The organism is Thermotoga sp., from assembly GCF_021162145.1.
Classification (GTDB): domain Bacteria; phylum Thermotogota; class Thermotogae; order Thermotogales; family Thermotogaceae; genus Thermotoga.
On record NZ_JAGGZH010000117.1, the window covers coordinates 1 to 20,959 of the forward strand.

Sequence of the window (20,959 nt, forward strand, 5' to 3'; positions counted from 1 at the left end):
CATCTGCATGACCGCTTCATCAAGATCCATGTTGAGCAGAGAAACTCTTTTCACCGAAGAGATCCTGTCGGAAGGGGAAAATTCTCCAGGTTCCTCAAGGGGCTTTTCAACCGGCACTGATTTTCTGTGATCGTGGTTCTTTGTTTTCTCTTTCAATCTTTTCACTTGTTTTTCCAGAGCATCGGATGCAAAATCTATCGCCGTGTAAATGTCTGGATGTCTTTCTTCCACGTTTATGATGTTTCCCTTCAAATTCATGTTGAATTTCACAACGTACTGGTTTTTTCCGTCTTTTTCTATCCTGACGTTGAATGAAACCAGCTCGTCATCGTAGATCACTCTGTCCACTTTATCGAGACGTTTTTCAAGATAATTCTTGATGGCATCTGAGACCTCCACACCTTTTCCTGTTATTCTGTAATCCATGAATGCACCTCCTCATTCGAGTGTCAAAATCCCAGCTCCAAACATCTTGGGCCCGGAGTGAACAGCAAGAGTAGGTGGTAATCTGACAATGTCCACTCTCTTTACTCTCTCATCCAGAAGTCTTTTTTCTATCTCAAGAATAGTTTTCTTCATCTCTTCACCAGCGTAGGCCAGCCCAAGCATTCTGGGTTTTTCTGTCTTCAGATCCTGCACGATTCTTTCAACAACGTTTTTCAAACCCCGCTTCTTCGCAATGATCTTCAGTTCTCCGTTTTCGAGACTCATGATAGGAAATATCTTCATCAGATTTCCCAGCATACCAACTGTTGCCTTGACTCTTCCGCTCTTTATGAGATAGCTGAACTCGAGAACAGAAAATCGTATTTTTATTCTTCTGTTCACATCCTCAACGATGCCTTCCAGATCTTCTTCCCCTCTTTCGACCGCTCTCATCAGCTCCAGTAACACATACCCTGCTCCGATCGAGATCTGTTTGGTATCGATCACCTTGAATTCCACGTTCGGGAATTCTTCCTTCAAGCGTTTCACAACGCCACTCATGACACTGTAGAAAGCACTCAATTTCGAGGACAGGTGGACACAGTATATTCTGGTGTAGCCTTCAGAAATTATATCACGCAAAATCTTCTCCATCTCAACTGGAGAAGGAACAGCTGTCCTGAAGTTTTTTGCTTTTCCAAAAAAACTGTAGAAGGTTTCCGAAACCAGATCCACTCCGTCGGTGAATTCCTTGTTTTCAATGTACACCTTTATTCCTACTGTTTTCAATGGAAACGGGAGCTTCCAATCACCAACGGTTACGGCGCTGTCGGTTACGAAGACTGGAAGAATTTTCTCACCCTTTCTACCCTTTCTCTCGCTTCCATGAATCTATCCGGTGAGATGTCTTCCTCTCTTCCCGCCTCCTCTGTTATTATGGTCACCTCTTTTCCATCACACATGAGAAAACCGCCTGCGACTTTGAGATGAAACTCTTCTTCGCTGGCCCTGATCTTTATATCGCACACGGAGAGCTGAGCGATTATGGGCGCCCTCCTCGGTAGGATACCCATGGCTCCTTCGACGGTACGAAAGGAAATGAAGTCGCTCTCTCTGTCGAACACCGTTCCGTAAGGTGTTACGATCTTCACTTTCACGGTTTCAACTCCTCATCTCTTTAGCGCGCTCTTTGACTTCGTCGATGTTCCCGGCCATGAGAAACGCCTGTTCGGGTACATCGTCGAGCTTTCCATCGAGAATCTCTTTGAACCCTCTGATCGTCTCTTCAAGTGGAACGTATTTACCTGGCCTTCCTGTGAACCTTTCGGCAACGTGGAAAGGCTGACTCAGGAACCTCTGAATTCTCCTTGCTCGATGAACAACAAGTTTATCCTCTGGGGACAGCTCCTCCACACCGAGGATGGCTATGATATCCTGCAGGTCCTTGTACCTCTGGAGTACCTCCTGCACACCCCTTGCTACTTCGTAGTGTTCTCTTCCAACAACGGTGGGATCGAGTATCTTCGAGGAAGAATCAAGTGGGTCAACTGCAGGATAGAGTCCCAGCTCTGCGATCCTTCTTGACAGAACGACTGTCGCATCCAGATGTGCAAAGGTGGTTGCAGGAGCAGGGTCGGTTATATCGTCCGCGGGTACGTAGATAGCTTGAACAGAAGTTATGGATCCTCTCCTGGTTGAGGTGATCCTTTCTTGGAGTTCTCCCATGTCGGTTGCGAGGGTGGGTTGGTAACCAACGGCGGACGGCATTCTTCCAAGCAGGGCGGAAACCTCACTTCCTGCTTGAACGAACCTGAATATGTTGTCTATGAACAAAAGAACGTCTCTTCCCTCAACATCCCTGAAGTACTCAGCGATCGTGAGCGCAGTCAGAGCGACTCTGAACCTCGCCCCCGGTGGCTCGTTCATCTGTCCAAAGACAAGAACGGTGTTACCCAGAACCCCGCTTTCCTGCATTTCGAGCCAGAGTTCATTTCCCTCCCTCGTTCTTTCGCCAACACCTGCGAACACGGAGAACCCTTTATGCTCTATAGCGATGTTTCTGATCAGCTCCATGACGAGCACGGTCTTTCCAACACCAGCGCCACCGAAGAATCCTATTTTTCCACCTTTCGGAAAGGGGGCGAGTAGATCTATAACCTTTATGCCAGTCTCGAGTATTTCGATCTCGGTGGACTGCTCCACAAGTTCAGGAGCCAGTCTGTGGATTGGCCATCTTTCTTTCACCTTTATATCGCCGGCTTCGTCCACAGGTTCCCCTATCACGTTCAGGATCCTCCCGAGAACCTCCTTCCCAACGGGAGCAGTTATCGGCTCGCCCGTGTCGACCACTTCCAATCCTTTGGTGAGTCCGTCGGTAGAATCCATCGCCACCGTTCTAACAACACCATCTCCTATGAGTTGCTCCACCTCGAGGACAACCTTCTGGCCTGTCTGGGGGTTCACAACTTCGAGGGCATTGAATATGTCTGGAAGTTCTTCTTCAGGGAACTTCACATCCACAACAGGCCCCATCACTCCCACTACGTATCCCTTTGAACCTTTTGCCATGCCGTATCACCTCATTTTTCGATTTCTTTCAGTGCCTCTGCACCCGTCACTATTTCTATGAGTTCTTGGGTGATCGAAGCCTGACGCGCCTTGTTGTAAGCCAGAGTCAACTCTCTGATCACTTCCTGAGCGTTGTCGGTTGCGTTCTTCATGGCGTTCTGTCTGGCGTAGAACTCTCCTATCCTTGTCTGGAACATGAACTCCATCAAAGTGGCAGACAGATAATAATGGAGCACGACAGGAACGAGTTGCTCGGGAAGAGGTTCATATTCAAAGTCTTCTTTCCTTTTCTCCTTTCTTTTGAGTGGAATGAGATTGTACACTTCCGGTTTTTGAATGAGGATGTTCTTGAACCGACTGAATACCACCCTGACGTTCACGGGTCTACCATCCAGGAACTCGAGGATATCTTCTACGATCGTTGAACCGTTTCTGAAATCCGGTATCTCGTAGAATCTATCGTACATCTTCAGAACGTTTCCCGTTTTGAAGTGATTTATAGCCTTGAGACCTATGAGTACAAGATGGGGATCCCTGGACTCGGAAATCACCCTCTCTGCTTCCCTTATGATTTCACTGTTGAAAGAACCACAAAGCCCCATATCACTCGTTATCACTACAATCAGATCCCTGTCTCCTTCTTCGAAAAAGATGGGATCGAGACTTTCATCGGGTATCAGTGACCACAATTGTTTTATCTCTTCGTAGAAGGGTTTGAACTTTTGATATTCTGCTTCCAGTTTCCTCGATTTTGCACGTGCCACCATTTCCATGGCACGTGTGATCTTCATAAGAGATTGTGTAGCACTTATTTTTCGCCTTATTTGTAACATTCGTCCTCTACTCATCGACTATCACACCCTGAACAGAGACTTGAATTCTTCGATCGCCTTCTTGAGCTTTTCTTCTGTTTCGGGAGTGAGTTCTCTTTTCTCTCTGATATCATCCAGTATATCCTGGTGTTTTTCATGCAAGAATCTAAGGAACTCCCTTTCGAATCTTCTGACCGCCTCCACAGGTAGGTCATCGAGATATCCTCTGACACCCGCAAATATCACGACGACCTGTTCTTCAACAGGCATTGGACTGTATTGTTCTTGTTTCAGAAGCTCCATGAGTCTTTGTCCTCTTATGATTTGGGCGCGCGTGGCCGGATCCAATTCCGTTGCAAACTGGGCAAAGGTTTCCAGTTCTCTGTACTGTGCGAGCTCTATTCTCAACATCCCAGCTACCTGCTTCATGGCCTTTATCTGTGCGGCACCACCTACCCTGGATACGGACAGACCTACGTTGATGGCCGGCCTTTGCCCCGCGTAGAACAATCCCGGCTCAAGGTATATCTGTCCGTCCGTAATGGATATCACGTTCGTTGGTATATAAGCAGATATGTCGTTTGCTTGTGTTTCAACGATCGGGAGTGCAGTCAAAGATCCTCCACCGAGTTTGTCGTCCAGACGGACTGCTCTTTCAAGAAGTCTGGAGTGCAAATAGAATATGTCTCCAGGGTACGCTTCTCTTCCGGGGGGTCTTCTCATGAGAAGCGAGAGTTGTCTGTAGGCAACGGCATGCTTCGAGAGGTCGTCGTACACCACAAGAGCATCTCTTCCAGAGTATGCGAAATACTCACCCATGGCGCATCCTGCGTAGGGTGCTATGTACTGGAGTGTTGCCGGGTCAGATGCGGAAGCTACCACCACGGTGGTGTATTCCATGGCTCCGTACTGCCTGAGCTTGTCTATGATTCTTGCTATGGCAGATTTTTTCTGACCGATGGCCACGTATATACAATAAACACCCTGTCCTTTCTGGTTGATGATTGTGTCGATGGCAATGGCGGTCTTTCCAGTTTGTCTGTCACCTATGATTAGCTCTCTTTGACCTCTGCCGATGGGAATCATGGAATCTATGGCCTTTATACCCGTCTGAAGGGGCGTGTCAACGGGTTTTCTGTAGATGACACCGGGGGCTTTTATCTCTATTGGCCTGAAATTCTTAGTGCTTATGGGTCCTTTCCCATCGAGGGGCTCTCCCAGGGGATTCACCACTCTTCCAAGGAGCTCTTCACCAACGGGTACTTCTATGATCCTTTTGAGCCTTCTGACGGTGTGTCCTTCCTTTATGTCTTTGTATTCACCGAGCACGATGATACCAACGTTGTCTTCCTCCAGGTTGAAGGCCACACCTTTAACACCCGTTTCCACGAACTCCACGAGCTCACTCACCATCACCTTGTTCAAGCCATACACACGGGCTATGCCATCTCCCACCTGGATAACCTTTCCGGTGTCTTCGAGGTCTATCTTTTCCTCAAAGCTCCTTATCTTTTCTTCCAGCACCTTGGTGATCTCACCGGGATTTATCCTCAACTTATCTCACCCCTTTTGAGGGCTTCTTGAGAGATCTTCTTCAATCTGCCCTGCACAGTTGTATCCAATCTGAACCCTTCAAACTCCACAACTGCTCCCGCTATTAGAGATTCGTCCACAGTCGTTTTGAACACGGGATCTCTGAGGGCGTATTTTCGTATGAACTTTCTGAGGAGGGACAACTCCTCGTCTTCTGGAGCGTGCGCTATTTTCAGATCGGCGGGCACTTTCTGCTCTGAAAGTATTTTTTCGTACTCGAACAGGTCCCGAATGTTTCTGAGCAGTTTCTGTCTTTTTCTTTCAAAAAGAAGGATCAGGAATCTCTCCTGGTATTCGTCCATTTCTTCTCCAAAGTCTCTCAACACATCTTCTATCAAAGCCACTTTCTTTTCTGGTTTTACAATCGGATTATCGAACAGGTCTCTGTTCGATTCGTAAACTTCACAAACAAAGTCCAGAAATCTCAGATACTCGCCTTCTTTTTCGTTTTCAATGGCGATGCCCAAAAAAGCCCTGGCGTACCTTCCGGCTACTGCGGAGAGCTTCATGACCTTTCTAGCTCCTCTTTGAGGATTTTGATGAGGTATTCTTTCTTCGCTCTTTCATCCTGGAAGACCCTCTGGAGCAACTTGGTGGCCAGAATCACAGAGAGCTCCGCCGCACGTTCCTGAATCTGCTCCAGAGCTTTTTTGTACTCGACTTCTATCTGTGTTTTTGCGGAGTCCACAATGTTCTGTGCTTCCCTCTTTGCTTTCTCTCTGGCGTCTTCAATTATCGACTCTGCTTCCTTTCTTGCATTCTCGACTATTTCGCCAGCTCTCTGGCGAGCCTCTGACAGTTGTTTTTCTGCTTCTTCTTTCATCTTCTCCGCTTCTTTTTTCAGTTCTTCGGCACTCTTCAGATCACTTTCGACCTTTTTTCTCCTTTTTTCAGCCATTTCGATGAACGGAGTGTAAAGGAACTTGTTCAGAAAGTAGACCATCAGTACAAAAAGCATCAGCATTGCTGCTGAGGTCCAATTTATCTCCAGAAAACCCAAAGTTATCCCCTCCTCACACCACGAGGAGGATCATGAAGGCTATGAGGAGCGAGTATATACCCGTTGTTTCTGCCACGGCGTCGGCAAGGAGCATTCTCGTGGTGATGGTACCGACCATCTCAGGCTGCCTTGCCATGGCGTCCATCGCATGGGCACCTATGTTACCTTCTCCCATACCCGGCCCTATGGCACCCAGTCCCATACAAAGTCCGGCTCCAAGATATTTTCCAAGCAGTGCCAATCCCTGTGCGAGATCACCCAAGTTCTCCATCTTCATCCCTCCTCACGAAAGTTGTGAACTGATGTATGCAACAGCGAGCATGCTGAACACGAAAGCCTGCACCAGACCCACGAATATTCCAAAGAATCCCCAGAAGACGATGGGTGCGAAGAAGTACTTCGTCATGTAAGAGAGAATGTAAACGAGTATCGCTCCACCACCTATGTTACCAAACAACCTCAAGGAGTGAGAAATGGGTTTTGCCAGCTCGCCTATGAGATTTATAGGAAACATCACAGGATTCGGATAAAACCACGATTTCAACCATTCCTTGAATCCTTTGGACTTTATTGCAAACACGTGGCTGACAATCAAAACGAAAATGGCGTAGGTGAGATTCGTGTTCAGATCTCCTGTAGGAGCAGGCCAGACGTCGGAAAAGAGAGTGATTTTCTGGATGGAGCCATCTTCGGCTGCGACGACGTTTATTCCAGGCACCGCTCCACCGATCACGTTGGAGAGAGCGATGAAAAGAAAGAGCGTAGTTGCAATCACAAAGGTGAGCTTTACGAACCTCTTGTCCGGAATCGATTCGTCAACGATCTCGTAGAACATCTCAAGGATAGATTCCATGAAGGCTTGTTTTCTGTTTGGTACGATCTCGAACTTCCTCAACCTGTACGCGATGGATATGAGAAGAATAGCTATGCCAGTTCCCATTATTATCGTCATAGGATTGAATCTGAAACCGTTTATGTCCACTATCCACCTTTTTCCAAGACCGCCGAAGATCTCTTCCATTGGCGTTCTTTTCAGTTGTTGGATATTCAAAATCGCAACCACTATGTAAAGCGTTATGAAAACTGTCAGAAATATTTTCTCCTTTTTGGTGAACGTGATCTTCAATCCATCCACCTCCAGGCGACGAAAGAAACAATTTTCAGATTCATCAGCCCGATGAAGACACCCAAGAGGGTTTCGAGTGAAATTAATCCACCTATTAGAAGAAGAGCCGCGCTGAACGTGTACCTGCCCAAGTATCCGAAGACCCAGCCTCTTGTCGTCCTCTTGGATACCATCTTCTCTATATCTCTCTTCAAAGAAAAGAGATTCGCAATCGCTCCACCACTTCCAAGAATTGGCCCCCATCCTTTCTCGAAGCCGGAGATCAAACTGAAAATGAATGTTTCAACCAGTCCCAGCATCACTATTGCCGTTGTCATCTTTTTTGTTAGCCTTTTCACTTTTATCATACCTCTCGGATTCTTTCAGGAGTATTTTGAAACCGTTATACAAACCCGAAAAAATCCCTAAAATTGTAAAAACAAAGAGTAAAATTCCGTTTTTAAACGTCCATTTGTCCAGGTAGTAACCCAGCAAAGCTCCCACGACTATGTTCGATATTAACGTTGTTGTGAACATAACAACCATGTTGTACTTTCCAAAGTCCCGAAAAAGATTCTTCGAAATGTTCATCACCCTCCACTCTTCACAGACAGATGAAGATCGAAGTCCTCATTTGAGAAAACAGAGATCGGCAGTTTCAAAATAGCTCCAAAGCTTTTTATTCTGAGGTCTCTTCCGCTTACCACCGTGGGCGGTGTGATGTCGACGTGTTTGTCAAGAGCTTCAAGTCTCATGGCAAGCTTCCCAGCTGTCATATTTCCAAGCTCTCCTATAGCACTCATGGCGAGCTCGTCGAGTTGACCGTACTCCATTCCCATCATCGCAGAAACAACCCTCAAGGCGGTTTCAGAAGAGAAGGAATAAATCAAACTTCCTTCCATGTCACCTGTTATTCCGATGACGGTTACCACCGAGTGAGGGATCTCGATGCGTGTTACTGCAGAAGGCTTCCCAAGTTTTGGTTCCACTCTCAGAACGTCTCTTATGGTTTCGTACACGGATCCAACGAGGGCGTTCACCATCTTCGCATCCATACCATTGCCTCCTTCAAGACCATGTTTTCCCGATGCTTATATCAACTTCCAGAGGTACAGAGAGTTTCACCACGTTTGTCATTTTGTTCTTTACCAGATCAACGAGTTCATCTTTTTCCTCGTCGGGAACCTCAAAAACCAGCTCGTCATGAACCTGAATGATCATCTTGGATTTCATATTTCTTTTTCTCAACTCTTCGTCTATATCTATCATAGCCAATTTTATAATATCCGCCGCTGTGCCTTGGATAGGAGTGTTTATAGCGATCCTTTCACCTTCGGATTGGGTGTTTTTATCCCTTGCCATGAGTTGAGGAATATCCCTTTTCCTTCCAAAGAGAGTTCTCACATAGCCTTTTTCCTTTGCCTCCGTAACGACCTGCTGGATGTAGCTTCGCACTTTCGGATACAGCGTAAAATAGCTGATGATCATCTTTTCCGCTTCTTTAACTGGTATTCCGAGTCTTACAGACAGACCGTACGGGGTGACGCCGTATATTATGGAGAAGTTCACCATCTTCCCAACCCGGCGCATGTCTTCACTCACTTCTTCTGGTTTTACGCTGTAGATCCTGGAGGCGGTCAAAGCGTGTATATCAACACCTTCTTCGAAAGCTCTGACAAGATTTTCATCACCGCTGAGATGGGCAAGGATCCTGAGCTCTATTTGGGAGTAATCCGCACTGACGATCCACCAGTTTGGATCCTGAGGCACTATTGCTTTTCTGATTTCCTTTCCCTCTTCACTCTTCGTTGGAAGATTTTGAAGGTTCGGATCGCTACTGCTCAATCTACCGGTTGCGGTACCGGTTTGGTGGAAAGACGCATGGATCCTGCCAGTTTTTGGATTCACGAGTTTTGGGAGAGTGTCTATATAAGTTGATTTCAACTTTTGGATCTTTCTGTACTCGAGAATGAGAGGCACTATCTCGTGCTCGTTTGCTATTTCTTCTAGCACCTCTATTCTGGTGGAATAGTCTCCCGTTTTCGTAGTTTTACCACGAGGTTTTATCCCTAACTTCTCGAAAAGAATCTTTGAGACCTGCTTCGGAGAGTTGATGTTGAAAGGCTCACCGGCTATTCGGTAGATCTTTTCGGCAAGTTCTTCGAGTTTTTTGCCGTACTCCTCTGAGAGCTTTTTCAGAAATTCCGTGTCCACGTACACTCCGTTCAGTTCCATGCGGGCAAGAACATTCACAAGGGGCATTTCTATTTTGTAGAAAACGTTCTCCAATTCCGCTTCGTGAAGCTTCATGCTGAGCATTTTATAGAGCCTATAAGTGATATCAGCGTCTTCACAGGAATAGTTCGCGGCCTTGTCGACAGGAACATCCGCAAAGCTGAAGCCAAAGAGGGGTGAAGAAAACGACATCAGTTCCTGATAGGACGTCATCTTGTATCCGAGGAACTTCAGTGACAGATCTTCGAGGTTGAACTTCTTCTCGTTCGGTTCCAGCAGGTACGCGGCTATCATCGTGTCGAAATGAGGGTGAACCGGTGATATGTTCTTCACCATCAATACTTTGTAGTCGTACTTCAGGTTCTGTCCCACAACTTTCGAAGATGGATCTTCGAGGATCTCTTTCAACTTCGACAGAACTAATCCTTCATCAAGATTTTGAGCGCTTCTGTGATGGAGCGGTATATAATACGCTGCCTTCGGCTTGAAGGACACGGAAATGCCGATTATCTCGCAGTTGAACGGGTCGAGGGAAGACGTTTCCAGGTCCAGAGCAAAGGATGGAACCTCCTTCAACTTCTTGACAAGATCTTCGAACGCTCTTTGATCTTTCACGATTTCATATCCGGTGGGTTCTACTTCCTCGTACAGCTGCAGCTCCTTCATTATGGAAGCGAACTCCAGCTCTTTCAATATCGAAAGGAGTTTTTTCTTATCGTATCCCCTGTATCTGATCTCCTCCCAATCTATTCTTATGGGTACGTTTGTTTCCAGGTTCGCAAGTTTCCTGCTGAGGATGGCAGCTTCTCTGTCTTTCAGAATGGCTTTTTTCACTCTTTGAGGAAGCTCACGGACATGTTCTAGAATGTCCTCAAGGTTCCTGTACTTACTGAGCAGCTGCACAGCAGTCCTCTCTCCTATTCCTGTCACACCGGGAATGTTGTCGATCTCGTCCCCCGCCAGTGCGAGAAAATCAGGTATTTGCTGGGGTTCTACTCCATACCTTTCCTTCACTTTCTTCGAATCGTAGAGCTCGAGATCTGAAATTCCCCTCACAATCCTCCACACTTTTATCTTTTCATTAACGAGTTGAAGCATGTCTTTATCGCCGGTTATTATGAATATCTCGCCGAACAACGCGGATCCTTTCACCGCGAGCGTAGCAATGATATCGTCTGCCTCGTACCCTTCCACTTCCAGTACTTTGAGGCCGAGCGCTTCTATCAAACGTTTGATATGAGGAAGTTGTTGAATCAGAAGATCCGGTGTTTTCGGCCTTTGTGCCTTGTATGTCTCAAGAAGTTTATGCCTGAACGTCGCTGCCCTTTTGTCGAAGGCCACAGCTGCGTAGTCTCTTTCAGGTGTTATGTGTTCCTTTATGAACTTCACAAGCATCCTTGCAACACCATAGACAGCGTTCGTTGGAATTCCCGTAGATGTGGAGAGTGATCTGTCCAGGGCGTAATACGCCCTGTAAGCCAAGGCTGTGCCATCAAAGAGAAACAATCTCGCCATTCTTCTGCATCCTCCTGAGCTCCTCCAGAAAACTCACCGCTCGCCTCAGATGAGGAATCACGATCGATCCTCCTACTACGAGGGCGACGTCGAAGGCCTCGAAGATCTCCTCATCACTCAGCCCTTCCTGTACACATCTCACGAGGTGGTATCTTATGCAGTCATCACATCTTAAAACCATTGATGCAACAAGCCCCATCAATTCTTTGGTTTTTGCATCGAGTTTTCCTGTGCTGTACACGGCGGTATCCAGGTTGAAGAATCGTTTGGTGTTCAACGTTCCTTTCGACAGTACTTTCTCGTTCAGCTTGCGTCTGGTCTCGACGAATTTTCTGTACTCCATTTTTTTCACCTCGTTCTTGTGAAGAGTGAAGAGCTCCACTTCGTCGGTTATGATACCATCGATGTGGGTTTTTATCTTCTGGAAAGTTTCCAGATCGTTCAGGGTCCACACGAAGATCTTAACTCCTTTTTCTCTGAATTTATCACAAAGCTCTGTCACGAATTCGATCTCGAACGCCTGGTACGGAATGTGAATGGAGTAGGGACGTTCTCTTTCTACACGCTCGACAAAACTCTGGAAGTCCCCGAAGTTTTTTTCGTCTATAAGATAGCCATACCTTGTTCCTTTGAACTTCTCATCCAGAAGATTCAGGTCGAAAGAAGAAAAGATCACGTTTTTTCTACCTTTCGAGAGCTCAAGGACTAGCTCAGCGGCTTCTCTTTCTTTTATTTCAACGTTCACAATCCTATCGTCAGGGATGTGTTCGTACACCTCATCCAGTGTGACTATCTTACCACTCGAGAGCTCTTTCAACTCGCTGAGTGTGGCATTCCTCACCTTCACATCCCTGCCGAACAGTCTTTTCAGGTCTTCATCGTGTGACACCACTACTTTTTCATCTTTCGAAAGCCTCACGTCCAACTCTATACCATCCGCCCCAAATTCGATGGCTTTAATGAACGCCTCCAGAGTGTTCTCCAGATACTTTGCTGAATATCCTCTGTGACCCAGCACGATCATTCTTTCAACACCCCGTACACCCTGTACACGTGTTTCACAAACTCATCCACTTCGTTTCTACCTTCTGCAATGAAAAACCAGCTCTTCTTCCACCAGGCGACGATCTTTTTTCCGTTCAACACCGTGGAAAACTTTCCCATGTTCGGTAACTCCAGAATACTCCTCACCGAGAGAAATCCCGACTTCTTGTTTATTGCCTTCCACACTTTCTTGGCATCTTCGCCCTTGTGCACGTAGAGAAGCAGGGCATTACCGGTCTTCGATTCGAACACCGCCACTTTTCCCTTCATTTCTACGTCTTTGTACTGATCTACATCCTTCATGTCTATCAATTTGTATTCCTGGTTCTCCAATATCTGGAGTGCGGTGTCCACCGAGTAAGCATCAGGAGGTACCTCTATCTGGAAAAACGAGCAGGAAGAAAGAAGGAGAATGATCATCGGTAGAAGGAGCCATTTCACTTTTCATCACCTTCTCCTATCTTCAAAAGGGCCAGGAACGCCTCTTGAGGAATGGTGACGCGTCCTATTTCCCTGAGTTTTTTCTTACCTTCTTTTTGCTTCTCCAGAAGTTTCATCTTTCTCGTTACATCTCCACCGTAGCACTTGGCCAAGACATCTTTTCTGAGCGCTTTTATATCGGCTCTTGCTATTATTCTACCTCCCGCTTTTGCCTGGATCGGTATCTGGAATTGATGCCTTGGGATCAACTCTTTCAATTTTTCCACCATCTTTCGTGCCATTGGATAGGCTTTCGATCTGTGGACGATGAAGGAGAGCGCGTCGACCGGTTCTTTGTTGACCAGTATCGTCACTTTCACCAGGTCGCTCTTCCTGTACTCTTTGAATTCGTAGTCCATCGAGGCGTAACCCCTGCTCACTGCCTTCATTTTATCAAAGAAGTCGTATATTATCTCCGAAAGCGGAGCATCAAACTTCAGTATCACACGGTTTTTTCCTGCGTTCTCTGTTGTTCTCAGTTCCCCTCTTTTTTCGTTCTGAACAAGGTTGATGAGAGGACCTATGTAGTCAGTTGGAGTTATTATCGAGAGATCAACGTAAGGTTCGTACACCTCTAAGATCTCACCTTCATCTGGAAATTTCGAAGGATCGGTAATTTCCAGTTCTTTTCCGTTTCTCAAAATGACTTTGTATCTGACGTTCGGAGCCGTTAAAATGACTGCCAGGTCGAACTCTCTCTCTATCCTTTCTTTCACCACGTCCATATGAAGAGGACCGAGAAAGCCACACCTGAAACCAAATCCCATGGCAGGAGACATGGTTGGCTCAAAGTACAGGGCGGAATCGTTCAGCTTTAACTTTTCGAGAGCCTTCCTCAGCTCTTCGTAGTACTCTGGAAGCCCCGGGAACATCCCCGCGAATACCATGGGTTTTATCTCCTTGTATCCGGGAAGCGGTTCTTCCACCGGGTCGTCAGCAGACGTTATGGTATCTCCCACACGAGCGTCAGCCACTTCTTTTATACCAGCTATTATGTATCCGACCTCTCCTGCACTGAGCGCATCCGTCGGTGTCATCTCCGGTGAGAACACTCCCACTTCTTGAACTTCGTACACCTTCTTGTTTGAAAACGTCATGATGCAGTCACCGGGTTTAACCTGTCCGTCAAAAAGGCGAGTATGTACGATAACGCCCTTGTAATTGTCGTACTTGGCGTCAAAGATCAGGGCTTCCAGCTTTCCATCAACGTTTCCTTTTGGCGGAGGAACTTTCTTTACGATAGTCTCAAGAAGCTCCTTGACTCCGGTCCCTTCTTTTGCGCTGACAAGCAGTATCTCGTCTTCTTTGACTCCGAGGAGATCCTTTATCTCCAGAGCTGTCTCATCGATGTTGGCGTTTGGAAGATCTATCTTGTTTATCACGGGAATTATTTCCAGGTCGTGCTCTATGGCGAGATAGGTGTGAGCAACAGTTTGTGCCTCCACTCCCTGTGTTGCGTCCACAAGCAGCACAGCCCCTTCACAGGCTGCCATACTTCTTCCCACTTCGTACGAGAAGTCCACGTGACCTGGCGTGTCGATTATGTTTATCTCGTAGGTGTTTCCGTCTTCTGCTCTGTACATGACCTTCACCGGTTGGGCTTTTATCGTAATACCGCGTTCTCTCTCTATGTCCATCATGTCCAAGTACTGTTCTCTCATCTTTCGACTGTCCACCGTGTTGGTGATTTCCAGAATCCTGTCCACAAGGGTAGTTTTCCCATGATCTATGTGAGCGATTATGCAGATGTTCCTGATCAGGTCAGGTCTGTACACTCTCATACCACCTCCGGAAAAATTAACCTCTCTTTTGAATTTTACCATTTCGTTTTTTCATCTTTTCTGTGGTATACATTCATGATGAGGAAAGGAGGCGGTATTGTGAAACGAGTTGATCTGAGCGGGAAATGGCACATCAGAGATTCGAAAGGGGAATTTTCTCTCACGGGTGTTGTTCCAGGAGTTGTTCAGGCCGATCTGGTCAGGGAAGGACTGCTTCCCCATCCCTACGTGGGGACCAACGAAGATCTTTTCAAAAAGATTGAGGACAGAGAATGGATCTACGAAAAAGAATTTGACTTTCATGAAAAGCTTTCCGACGAAGATAGAGTCGACCTTGTTTTCGAAGGAGTAGATACACTGGCCGACATTTACTTGAACGATGTGTATCTTGGAAGTACCGAAGACATGTTTCTTGAATATCGATTCGATATCAAGAGTGTGTTGAAGGAGGAAAACCACCTGAGGGTGTTCATAAAGTCTCCTGTGGAAGTTCCGAAGACTTTAGAACAGAATTACGGGGTACTGGGAGGACCGGAAGACAGTATCAGGGGCTACATTCGGAAAGCCCAGTACTCCTACGGCTGGGACTGGGGTGCTCGAATCGTAACGAGTGGTATCTGGAGACCCGTTTACATCGAAACATACAAAAAGGCTCGCCTTCAGGATTCTACCGCCTGTCTGGTTGATCTCGAGGGGAAAGATGCTTTTGTAAAGGTGAACGGATTCATCTACGGTGAAGGAGATCTTGAGGTTGAGGTTTTCGTGAAGGGTGAAAAGATGGGAAGCTATCAGGTAGTGGAAAGAAACGGAGAAAAGTTCTTCGAAGGTATTTTTAAGTTAAAGAACGCAAAGCTCTGGTATCCCTGGAACGTGGGAGATCCGTACCTTTATGATTTCTCCTTTGTGTTGAAGGAATCAGGAGGAGAAGTCTACAGGGAGGAGAAAAGAATCGGTTTGAGAAAAGTGAGAATTCTACAGGAATCCATCGAAGATGGGAAGACGTTCATTTTCGAGATAAACGGTGAAAAGGTCTTCGCGAAGGGAGCAAACTGGATACCGGCCGACAACATCCTCACCTGGCTGAAAGCTGAGGATTACGAGAAACTCATAAAGATGGCAAAAGAGGCCAACATGAACATGTTGAGGGTTTGGGGTGGGGGAATCTACGAGAGTGAAGATTTCTACAAGCTGTGTGACGAGCTGGGTATCATGGTCTGGCAGGACTTCATGTACGCGTGCCTGGAATATCCAGATCACTTACCGTGGTTCAGAAAGCTCGCAAACGACGAGGCGAGAAAAGTGGTGAGGAAACTCAGATATCATCCTTCCATCGTTCTCTGGTGTGGTAACAACGAGAACAACTGGGGATTCGATGAATGGGGTAACATGGCAAGAAAGGTGGACGGCATCAATCTGGGAAACAGGCTCTATCTCTTTGACTTTCCCAAGATATGTGCAGAGGAGGATCCAGCAACACCGTACTGGCCCTCCAGTCCGTACGGTGGGGAAAAGGCGAACAGTGAGAGAGAAGGTGACAGACATGTCTGGAACGTCTGGAGTGGCTGGATGAACTACGGTCATTATGAGGAGGACACTGGAAAGTTCATAAGTGAATTCGGTTTCCAAGGAGCCCCTCATATGAAGACGATCGAGTTCTTTTCAGAACCAGAGGAGCAAGAACCATTTCACCCCGTCATGTTGAAACACAACAAGCAGGTGGAAGGACAAGAAAGACTCATCAGGTTTATCTACGGAAACTTTGGCCAGTGTAGGGACTTTGAAAGTTTCGTTTATCTATCTCAGCTCAACCAGGCAGAAGCGATCAAGTTTGGTGTGGAACACTGGAGGAGTAGAAAGTACAAAACAGCCGGAACGCTCTTTTGGCAGCTCAACGACAGCTGGCCTGTCTTCAGTTGGTCTGCTGTGGATTATTTCAAAAGACCCAAAGCCCTGTATTACTACGCAAGAAGATTCTTTGCAGATGTGTTGCCAGTTGTGAAGAGGGTCGATGGTAAGGTAGGACTCTTCATCGTGAGCGATCTGAGGGAACTCAAAAAGGCCGGCGTCAGATTTGCAGCCTACAAAATGTCTGGGGATCTGGTGTTTGAAAAATTCTACGATGTGACACTGCCTCCCGATTCGGTAACTCTGGTAGATATCGTTTCTGCTTCGAACGATCTAGTGTTCTTTGCCGAGGTGCAAATAGAGGGCAAGACTTTCAAAAACTACAGAATCTTAAGAAAGTGGAGAGAGATGAACATTTTAGATCCGATGATCTCGGTGAGCGAAAAAAAAGATACGATCGAAATAACGGCGAAAAGACCCGCTTTCGGTGTTAAGATCTTTTCGAAAGAGCTGCCGGAAGACGACTTCTTATTTCTCGAACCCGAAGAAAAGATTCTGCTTAAAAAACCCGGTGGATTCTCCGATGTAAAGTCTCTCTTTGACTACCTGAAAAGATGAAAGCCCCCTCGTGGGGCTTTCATTTTACGTCCGTCTTTCTTTTTATTTGAGTTATCAGCTGTTTCAAGCGGCTTGCTCTCCTGTAATCTTCGTTCTTTATGGCCTCCCTCAGTTTTCGTTCCAGGAATATGATCCTTCTCTCGTTCAGGAGAGCTTCCCTTTCCTGTGAATGCCACTTTTCGAACATTTGCTCTAGCACGCGAATGGGAATCTCTACGAACACAGTCATTTCACCCTCAAGGGAAATACGCTTGCCTTTCCTGAGAGTTTCATCCAAAACACCTGGGGTCTTTCTGAGAGGTACACTGTTTTTCAGAATTTCGACCGTACATCTTTTGCAGTAAGAAATCTTTTTTTCCACGCCATCGAAGTTTATCTTGTAAACATTCGAGGTTTCCTGACCACATTTCATGCACTTCATGCTCTCACCTCTGCGGAGTTGTAGACGGACATCGCTTTGTCGATTCCTTCAACAAGAATCGTCACCAGTGCGTTTCTGGAAAGCTCGAAGACCTTTTGAAGCACGACGAGTTCCTCTTCTGAGAACTCCCCCAAAACGAAGTCTACCAAGCTCATTTCCTCTGGTTTTTCTCCTATTCCTACTCTTATACGTTTTATCTCCTGCGTTCCAAGTGTTTGAATGATCGACTTCATACCGTTGTGTCCACCGTCTGAACCTTTCTTCCTGATTCTGATCTTTCCAAGCTTCAAACTCACATCGTCGTACACTACTATTATATCATCCACGTTTACTTGGAAGAAGCGCATTATATACGGCATTGCAACACCGCTAAGGTTCATATAGGTCAGAGGTTTTACGAGTATGACCTCATGATCGTCCAGCTGTGTTTTGTTCCATTCGAAGAACTTCTCCGGTTTCCAACCCTTGCTTTTCAGGTGATCCAGAAACAAGAAACCCACGTTATGCCTCGTGAAGGCATAACGTGGGCCTGGATTTCCCAATCCCACGACGACCATTTACTCTTCCTCTTCTTCCTTTCTCTTTATAACTTCTGGCTCTGCCGCTTCTTCTTCTGTGACTTCTTCTTCCTCGATGGTCACCTCTTTCGGAACGAGGACGGATACTACCGCTTCTTCATCTTCGAGAAGGCATTTCGCACCCTCTGGAAGTTTCAGATCTTTTGCGTGGATCACATCTCCCAGGTCAAGCGAGGAAACATCCACCTCTATCTCCTGGGGAACCCTGTCGGGATCCGTTTCAATGGGGATTTCCTCGTGGTAAATCTCGAGGAATCCTCCTTTTTCTACACCAACAGGTTTTCCAACTACTTTGAGAGGGACGTTGATCCTCATCCTGTGGCCTCTGGTGGGTTCGTAAAAATCCACGTGAACGATTGCTTCGGAGACCTTATCCCTCTGGATCATCTTCAAGAACACGGTTTTCTCTGAAACTGTTTTTTCTTCCTCGTCCTTGATAACGAGCCGGATAGGAGTGGTCTCCGTTATAGTGTGGAAAACCTTTTCGAGTACCGATCTTTTTATTTTCACGGGGATGGGGTCCGTTGCGGGACCGTACACGATAGCAGGTATTTCTCCTTTTCCTCTGAGACGTCTTGATTCCCTTTTACCTTTCGGCTTTCTCAACTTGACCTCTAGACTTACCATCTCTTCTCCCTCCTGTAGGTCTTCATCTGAAGAGTATGCTCACCGATAGGTGTTTTCTGATCCTCATGATGGCTTCTCCTATCAGGTTCGCTACCGAGATAACCTTCACCTTTTCGGGTAGTTTTTCATGGTGAATAGTATCTGTTATATAAACAGTGTCTATCGAAGAATTCTCTATTCTCTCGAGGGCATTTTCCGAAAACACTCCATGTGTTGCACAGGCGATGATCTTCTTTGCACCGGCTTTTTTCAGAGCCTCGGCACCCTTCACTATCGAATAGGCAGTATCTATTATATCATCGAACAGGATTACTACCTTGTCTTTCACTTCTCCTATTATGTTGACAACCTCCGCTACGTTGTCACTCGGCCTTCTTTTGTCAAGGATGGCAAGAGACGTTTTCAATCGCTCTGCCATCCTTCTTGCTCTCCTCACACCTCCCACGTCTGGGGACACGACTACCGTCTCTTCGGGAACTATCTCTTCTCTCTTTCGAAGCTCCTCGGCGAAGACAGGGTAACTCCAGAGATTGTCAACTGGTATGTCGAAAAATCCCTGAATTTGCTCTGCGTGGAGATCAATTGTGAGAACTCGAGTCGCCCCCGCCACAGTGATCAGATTCGCCACCAGTTTGGCGCTTATCGGATCTCTTCCCTTTGCCTTTCTGTCTTGTCTCGCGTATCCATAGTAAGGAATGACAACGGCTATTGTGTTAGCCGAAGCCCTCTTGAACGCATCGATCATGATAAGCAGTTCCATGAGGTTCTCGTTGACGGGGGGAGATGTGGATTGAATGAGGAATATATCGTGTCCCCTCACCGTTTCGTTGATTCGAACGTTTATCTCTCCATCCGCAAACCTGCCTACTTCGCAGTCGCCGAGCTGGAGGTTCAGATACTTGGCTATCTTCTCCGCAAGGGGCTTGTTAGAATTCCCAGCGAAAATCTTCATTTCATTTGAAAAGGACATATCATTCCTCCTTTCTTTTCAGCACCCATCCTTCCTTTACAATCTGACGGGCCCTTCCCAGTCCTAAAGAGTGGGGAGGAACATTCTGGGTGATTACTGATCCAGCCCCTATGAGTGCTCCTTCCCCTATACGAACGGGAGCCACCAAAGAAGTGTTGCTTCCTATGAAAGCTCTGTCCTCGATGAAAGTTGGATTTTTCTTCTTCCCATCGTAGTTGCACGTGATGGTGCCAGCTCCTATGTTTACGTCTTTTCCCACGTGGGCGTCCCCTATGTAACTAAGGTGTTGAGCTTTTGTCCCCTCTCCAATTGTACTTCTTTTGATTTCAACGAAGTTTCCAATTTTTGACGATTTCTTCAAAACGGTTCCTTCCCTCAACCTGGCGAAAGGTCCTACAGAGACATTGTCTTCAATCACACTTCTAAAACACTCCGAACGCACTATCTTTACGTTGTTTCCCACTTCGCAGTCGACGATGCGGCTCATGGGCCCTATTTCACAACCATCGCCTATCTTCGTCTTTCCTTCTATGAAGGTCATGGGATGTATCACCGTGTCCACTCCTATTTCTGCGGAGTAATGTATATAGGTGGTGTTTGGATCCAGTATCGTAACGCCATTTTCCAACAGTTCTTCTATCTTTCTTTTTCTCAACTGTTCTTCAAGCCAGACCAGTGTTTTCCTGGTGTTCACACCCGTGATTTCCAGAAGATCCGTTGTCTTGACGATTCGAACGTTCTCAGCAAAGTTCACTGCATCTGTGAGATAGTACTCTCCCTTTGCGTTGTCATTTTTGATCTTTGGGAGCATTTCCAGGAGAAATCTACCGGAGAAGATATAGAATCCGGTATTGATCGTCCTGATACTTCTCAGGTCCTCTGGAAGATCCGCGTCTTCTATTATTTTGTACCTTCCTTCGTTTTCTATGACTCGTCCGTACCCGGAGGGATTTTCCGCGTCTGCCACCAGGATCGTGACGTCTGCTCCCTTTTTGTGCTCCTCGACCATCCTTTTGAGAGTGCTGTCGCTTATCAATGGGACGTCTCCGTACAGGATGATAACATCGTCATCTGGGTCCAGGAACTTTCTTGCACACATCACAGCGTGTGCCGTTCCCAGCTGCCTTTCCTGGATGAAAACATCGACCCACCTCGGAAGATGTTCCTTGACCTGTTTTGCTCCAAAACCGAGAACAACTCCGACTCTTTGAGCCACCTTCCCTGCTGTTTCAATTACCCACTCTATCATGGGTTTACCGGAGAGCTTGTGCAACACTTTTGGCATTCTGGACTTCATTCTTGTTCCTTTTCCAGCGGCCAGAATGAGTGCTTTCACGGTTT

General features: G+C 46.6%; 23 protein-coding genes and 1 pseudogene. 1 reads left to right on the forward strand and 23 read right to left on the reverse strand.

Going from position 1 to position 20,959, the window contains the following annotated elements:
- The 18 genes and pseudogenes from raiA to lepA all read right to left on the reverse strand — a co-directional run.
- A partial coding sequence (gene raiA, locus J7K79_RS07360) for a ribosome-associated translation inhibitor RaiA (protein WP_296906994.1) occupies positions 1-426 on the reverse strand: 426 nt, incomplete at its 3' end.
- A gap of 12 nt (positions 427-438) precedes the next feature.
- A complete protein-coding gene (locus tag J7K79_RS07365; RefSeq protein WP_296906997.1) occupies positions 439-1,215 on the reverse strand; it encodes a DegV family protein in 777 nt (258 codons plus the stop codon).
- A 44-nt stretch (positions 1,216-1,259) separates the two neighbouring features.
- Entirely contained in the window at positions 1,260-1,583 is a 324-nt protein-coding gene (locus J7K79_RS07370; protein WP_296907000.1) for a F0F1 ATP synthase subunit epsilon, read from the reverse strand.
- A 4-nt stretch (positions 1,584-1,587) separates the two neighbouring features.
- On the reverse strand, positions 1,588-2,994 hold the full coding sequence (gene atpD / locus J7K79_RS07375) for a F0F1 ATP synthase subunit beta (RefSeq protein WP_296907002.1): 1,407 nt from the start codon (positions 2,992-2,994) through the stop codon (positions 1,588-1,590).
- 11 nt (positions 2,995-3,005) lie between these two features.
- Positions 3,006-3,842 carry an ATP synthase F1 subunit gamma gene (gene atpG / locus J7K79_RS07380; RefSeq protein ID WP_296907005.1) on the reverse strand — a complete coding sequence of 279 codons (837 nt, stop codon included), beginning with the start codon at positions 3,840-3,842 and terminating at the stop codon, positions 3,006-3,008.
- 6 nt (positions 3,843-3,848) lie between these two features.
- Positions 3,849-5,360, reverse strand: a complete 1,512-nt coding sequence (atpA, locus tag J7K79_RS07385; protein ID WP_296907007.1) for a F0F1 ATP synthase subunit alpha — start codon at positions 5,358-5,360, stop codon at positions 3,849-3,851.
- Positions 5,357-5,908 (reverse strand): F0F1 ATP synthase subunit delta, encoded by a 552-nt coding sequence (locus tag J7K79_RS07390; RefSeq protein WP_296907010.1) that lies wholly within the window; start codon positions 5,906-5,908, stop codon positions 5,357-5,359. Before J7K79_RS07390 ends, atpA begins: the two co-directional genes overlap by 4 nt.
- Entirely contained in the window at positions 5,905-6,399 is a 495-nt protein-coding gene (gene atpF, locus J7K79_RS07395) for a F0F1 ATP synthase subunit B (RefSeq protein ID WP_296907012.1), read from the reverse strand. Before atpF ends, J7K79_RS07390 begins: the two co-directional genes overlap by 4 nt.
- Before the next feature lie 13 nt (positions 6,400-6,412).
- Entirely contained in the window at positions 6,413-6,670 is a 258-nt protein-coding gene (locus J7K79_RS07400; protein ID WP_101510193.1) for a F0F1 ATP synthase subunit C, read from the reverse strand.
- Positions 6,671-6,682: 12 nt separating this feature from the next.
- On the reverse strand, positions 6,683-7,525 hold the full coding sequence (gene atpB / locus J7K79_RS07405) for a F0F1 ATP synthase subunit A (protein WP_296907018.1): 843 nt from the start codon (positions 7,523-7,525) through the stop codon (positions 6,683-6,685).
- Positions 7,522-7,872 carry an ATP synthase subunit I gene (locus tag J7K79_RS07410; RefSeq protein ID WP_296907021.1) on the reverse strand — a complete coding sequence of 117 codons (351 nt, stop codon included), beginning with the start codon at positions 7,870-7,872 and terminating at the stop codon, positions 7,522-7,524. The genes atpB and J7K79_RS07410 overlap by 4 nt, the downstream gene beginning before the upstream one ends.
- The gene (locus tag J7K79_RS07415; RefSeq protein ID WP_296907024.1) at positions 7,808-8,095 is read right to left on the reverse strand and encodes an AtpZ/AtpI family protein; all 288 of its coding nucleotides are present in this window, start codon (positions 8,093-8,095) and stop codon (positions 7,808-7,810) included. The genes J7K79_RS07410 and J7K79_RS07415 overlap by 65 nt, the downstream gene beginning before the upstream one ends.
- Entirely contained in the window at positions 8,095-8,559 is a 465-nt protein-coding gene (locus tag J7K79_RS07420) for a chemotaxis protein CheX (RefSeq protein WP_296907027.1), read from the reverse strand. Before J7K79_RS07420 ends, J7K79_RS07415 begins: the two co-directional genes overlap by 1 nt.
- A 13-nt stretch (positions 8,560-8,572) precedes the next feature.
- Positions 8,573-11,254, reverse strand: coding sequence for a DNA polymerase I (polA, locus tag J7K79_RS07425; protein ID WP_296907030.1), 2,682 nt, complete (start codon positions 11,252-11,254; stop codon positions 8,573-8,575).
- On the reverse strand, positions 11,232-11,597 hold the full coding sequence (locus J7K79_RS07430) for a carboxymuconolactone decarboxylase family protein (RefSeq protein ID WP_296907091.1): 366 nt from the start codon (positions 11,595-11,597) through the stop codon (positions 11,232-11,234). Before J7K79_RS07430 ends, polA begins: the two co-directional genes overlap by 23 nt.
- A 45-nt stretch (positions 11,598-11,642) precedes the next feature.
- A pseudogene (locus J7K79_RS09480) lies at positions 11,643-12,278 on the reverse strand (glycerophosphodiester phosphodiesterase family protein); the annotation flags it as partial.
- A complete protein-coding gene (locus J7K79_RS07440; protein ID WP_296907032.1) occupies positions 12,275-12,739 on the reverse strand; it encodes a DUF3242 domain-containing protein in 465 nt (154 codons plus the stop codon). The pseudogene J7K79_RS09480 and the gene J7K79_RS07440, both read right to left, overlap by 4 nt.
- Entirely contained in the window at positions 12,736-14,553 is a 1,818-nt protein-coding gene (lepA, locus tag J7K79_RS07445; protein WP_296907094.1) for a translation elongation factor 4, read from the reverse strand. Before lepA ends, J7K79_RS07440 begins: the two co-directional genes overlap by 4 nt.
- A 105-nt stretch (positions 14,554-14,658) precedes the next feature.
- Between lepA and J7K79_RS07450 the strand changes: the two genes are divergently transcribed.
- Positions 14,659-17,022: a sugar-binding domain-containing protein gene (locus J7K79_RS07450; RefSeq protein WP_296907035.1), complete on the forward strand. Its 2,364-nt coding sequence runs from the start codon at positions 14,659-14,661 to the stop codon at positions 17,020-17,022.
- Between the two features lie 19 nt (positions 17,023-17,041).
- On the opposite strand, the gene J7K79_RS07455 is transcribed toward J7K79_RS07450, so the two are convergent.
- From J7K79_RS07455 to glmU, 5 genes are read right to left on the reverse strand one after another with little or no spacing between them, the layout of a single operon-like run.
- Positions 17,042-17,443: a UvrB/UvrC motif-containing protein gene (locus J7K79_RS07455; protein WP_296907037.1), complete on the reverse strand. Its 402-nt coding sequence runs from the start codon at positions 17,441-17,443 to the stop codon at positions 17,042-17,044.
- Positions 17,440-18,000, reverse strand: coding sequence for an aminoacyl-tRNA hydrolase (gene pth, locus J7K79_RS07460; RefSeq protein ID WP_296907040.1), 561 nt, complete (start codon positions 17,998-18,000; stop codon positions 17,440-17,442). The genes J7K79_RS07455 and pth overlap by 4 nt, the downstream gene beginning before the upstream one ends.
- Positions 18,001-18,648 (reverse strand): 50S ribosomal protein L25, encoded by a 648-nt coding sequence (locus tag J7K79_RS07465; RefSeq protein ID WP_296907044.1) that lies wholly within the window; start codon positions 18,646-18,648, stop codon positions 18,001-18,003.
- 22 nt (positions 18,649-18,670) lie between these two features.
- The gene (locus J7K79_RS07470) at positions 18,671-19,618 is read right to left on the reverse strand and encodes a ribose-phosphate pyrophosphokinase (protein WP_296907046.1); all 948 of its coding nucleotides are present in this window, start codon (positions 19,616-19,618) and stop codon (positions 18,671-18,673) included.
- A gap of 1 nt (position 19,619) precedes the next feature.
- Positions 19,620-20,954, reverse strand: a complete 1,335-nt coding sequence (gene glmU, locus J7K79_RS07475; RefSeq protein ID WP_296907049.1) for a bifunctional UDP-N-acetylglucosamine diphosphorylase/glucosamine-1-phosphate N-acetyltransferase GlmU — start codon at positions 20,952-20,954, stop codon at positions 19,620-19,622.
- Positions 20,955-20,959: the final 5 nt, after the last annotated feature.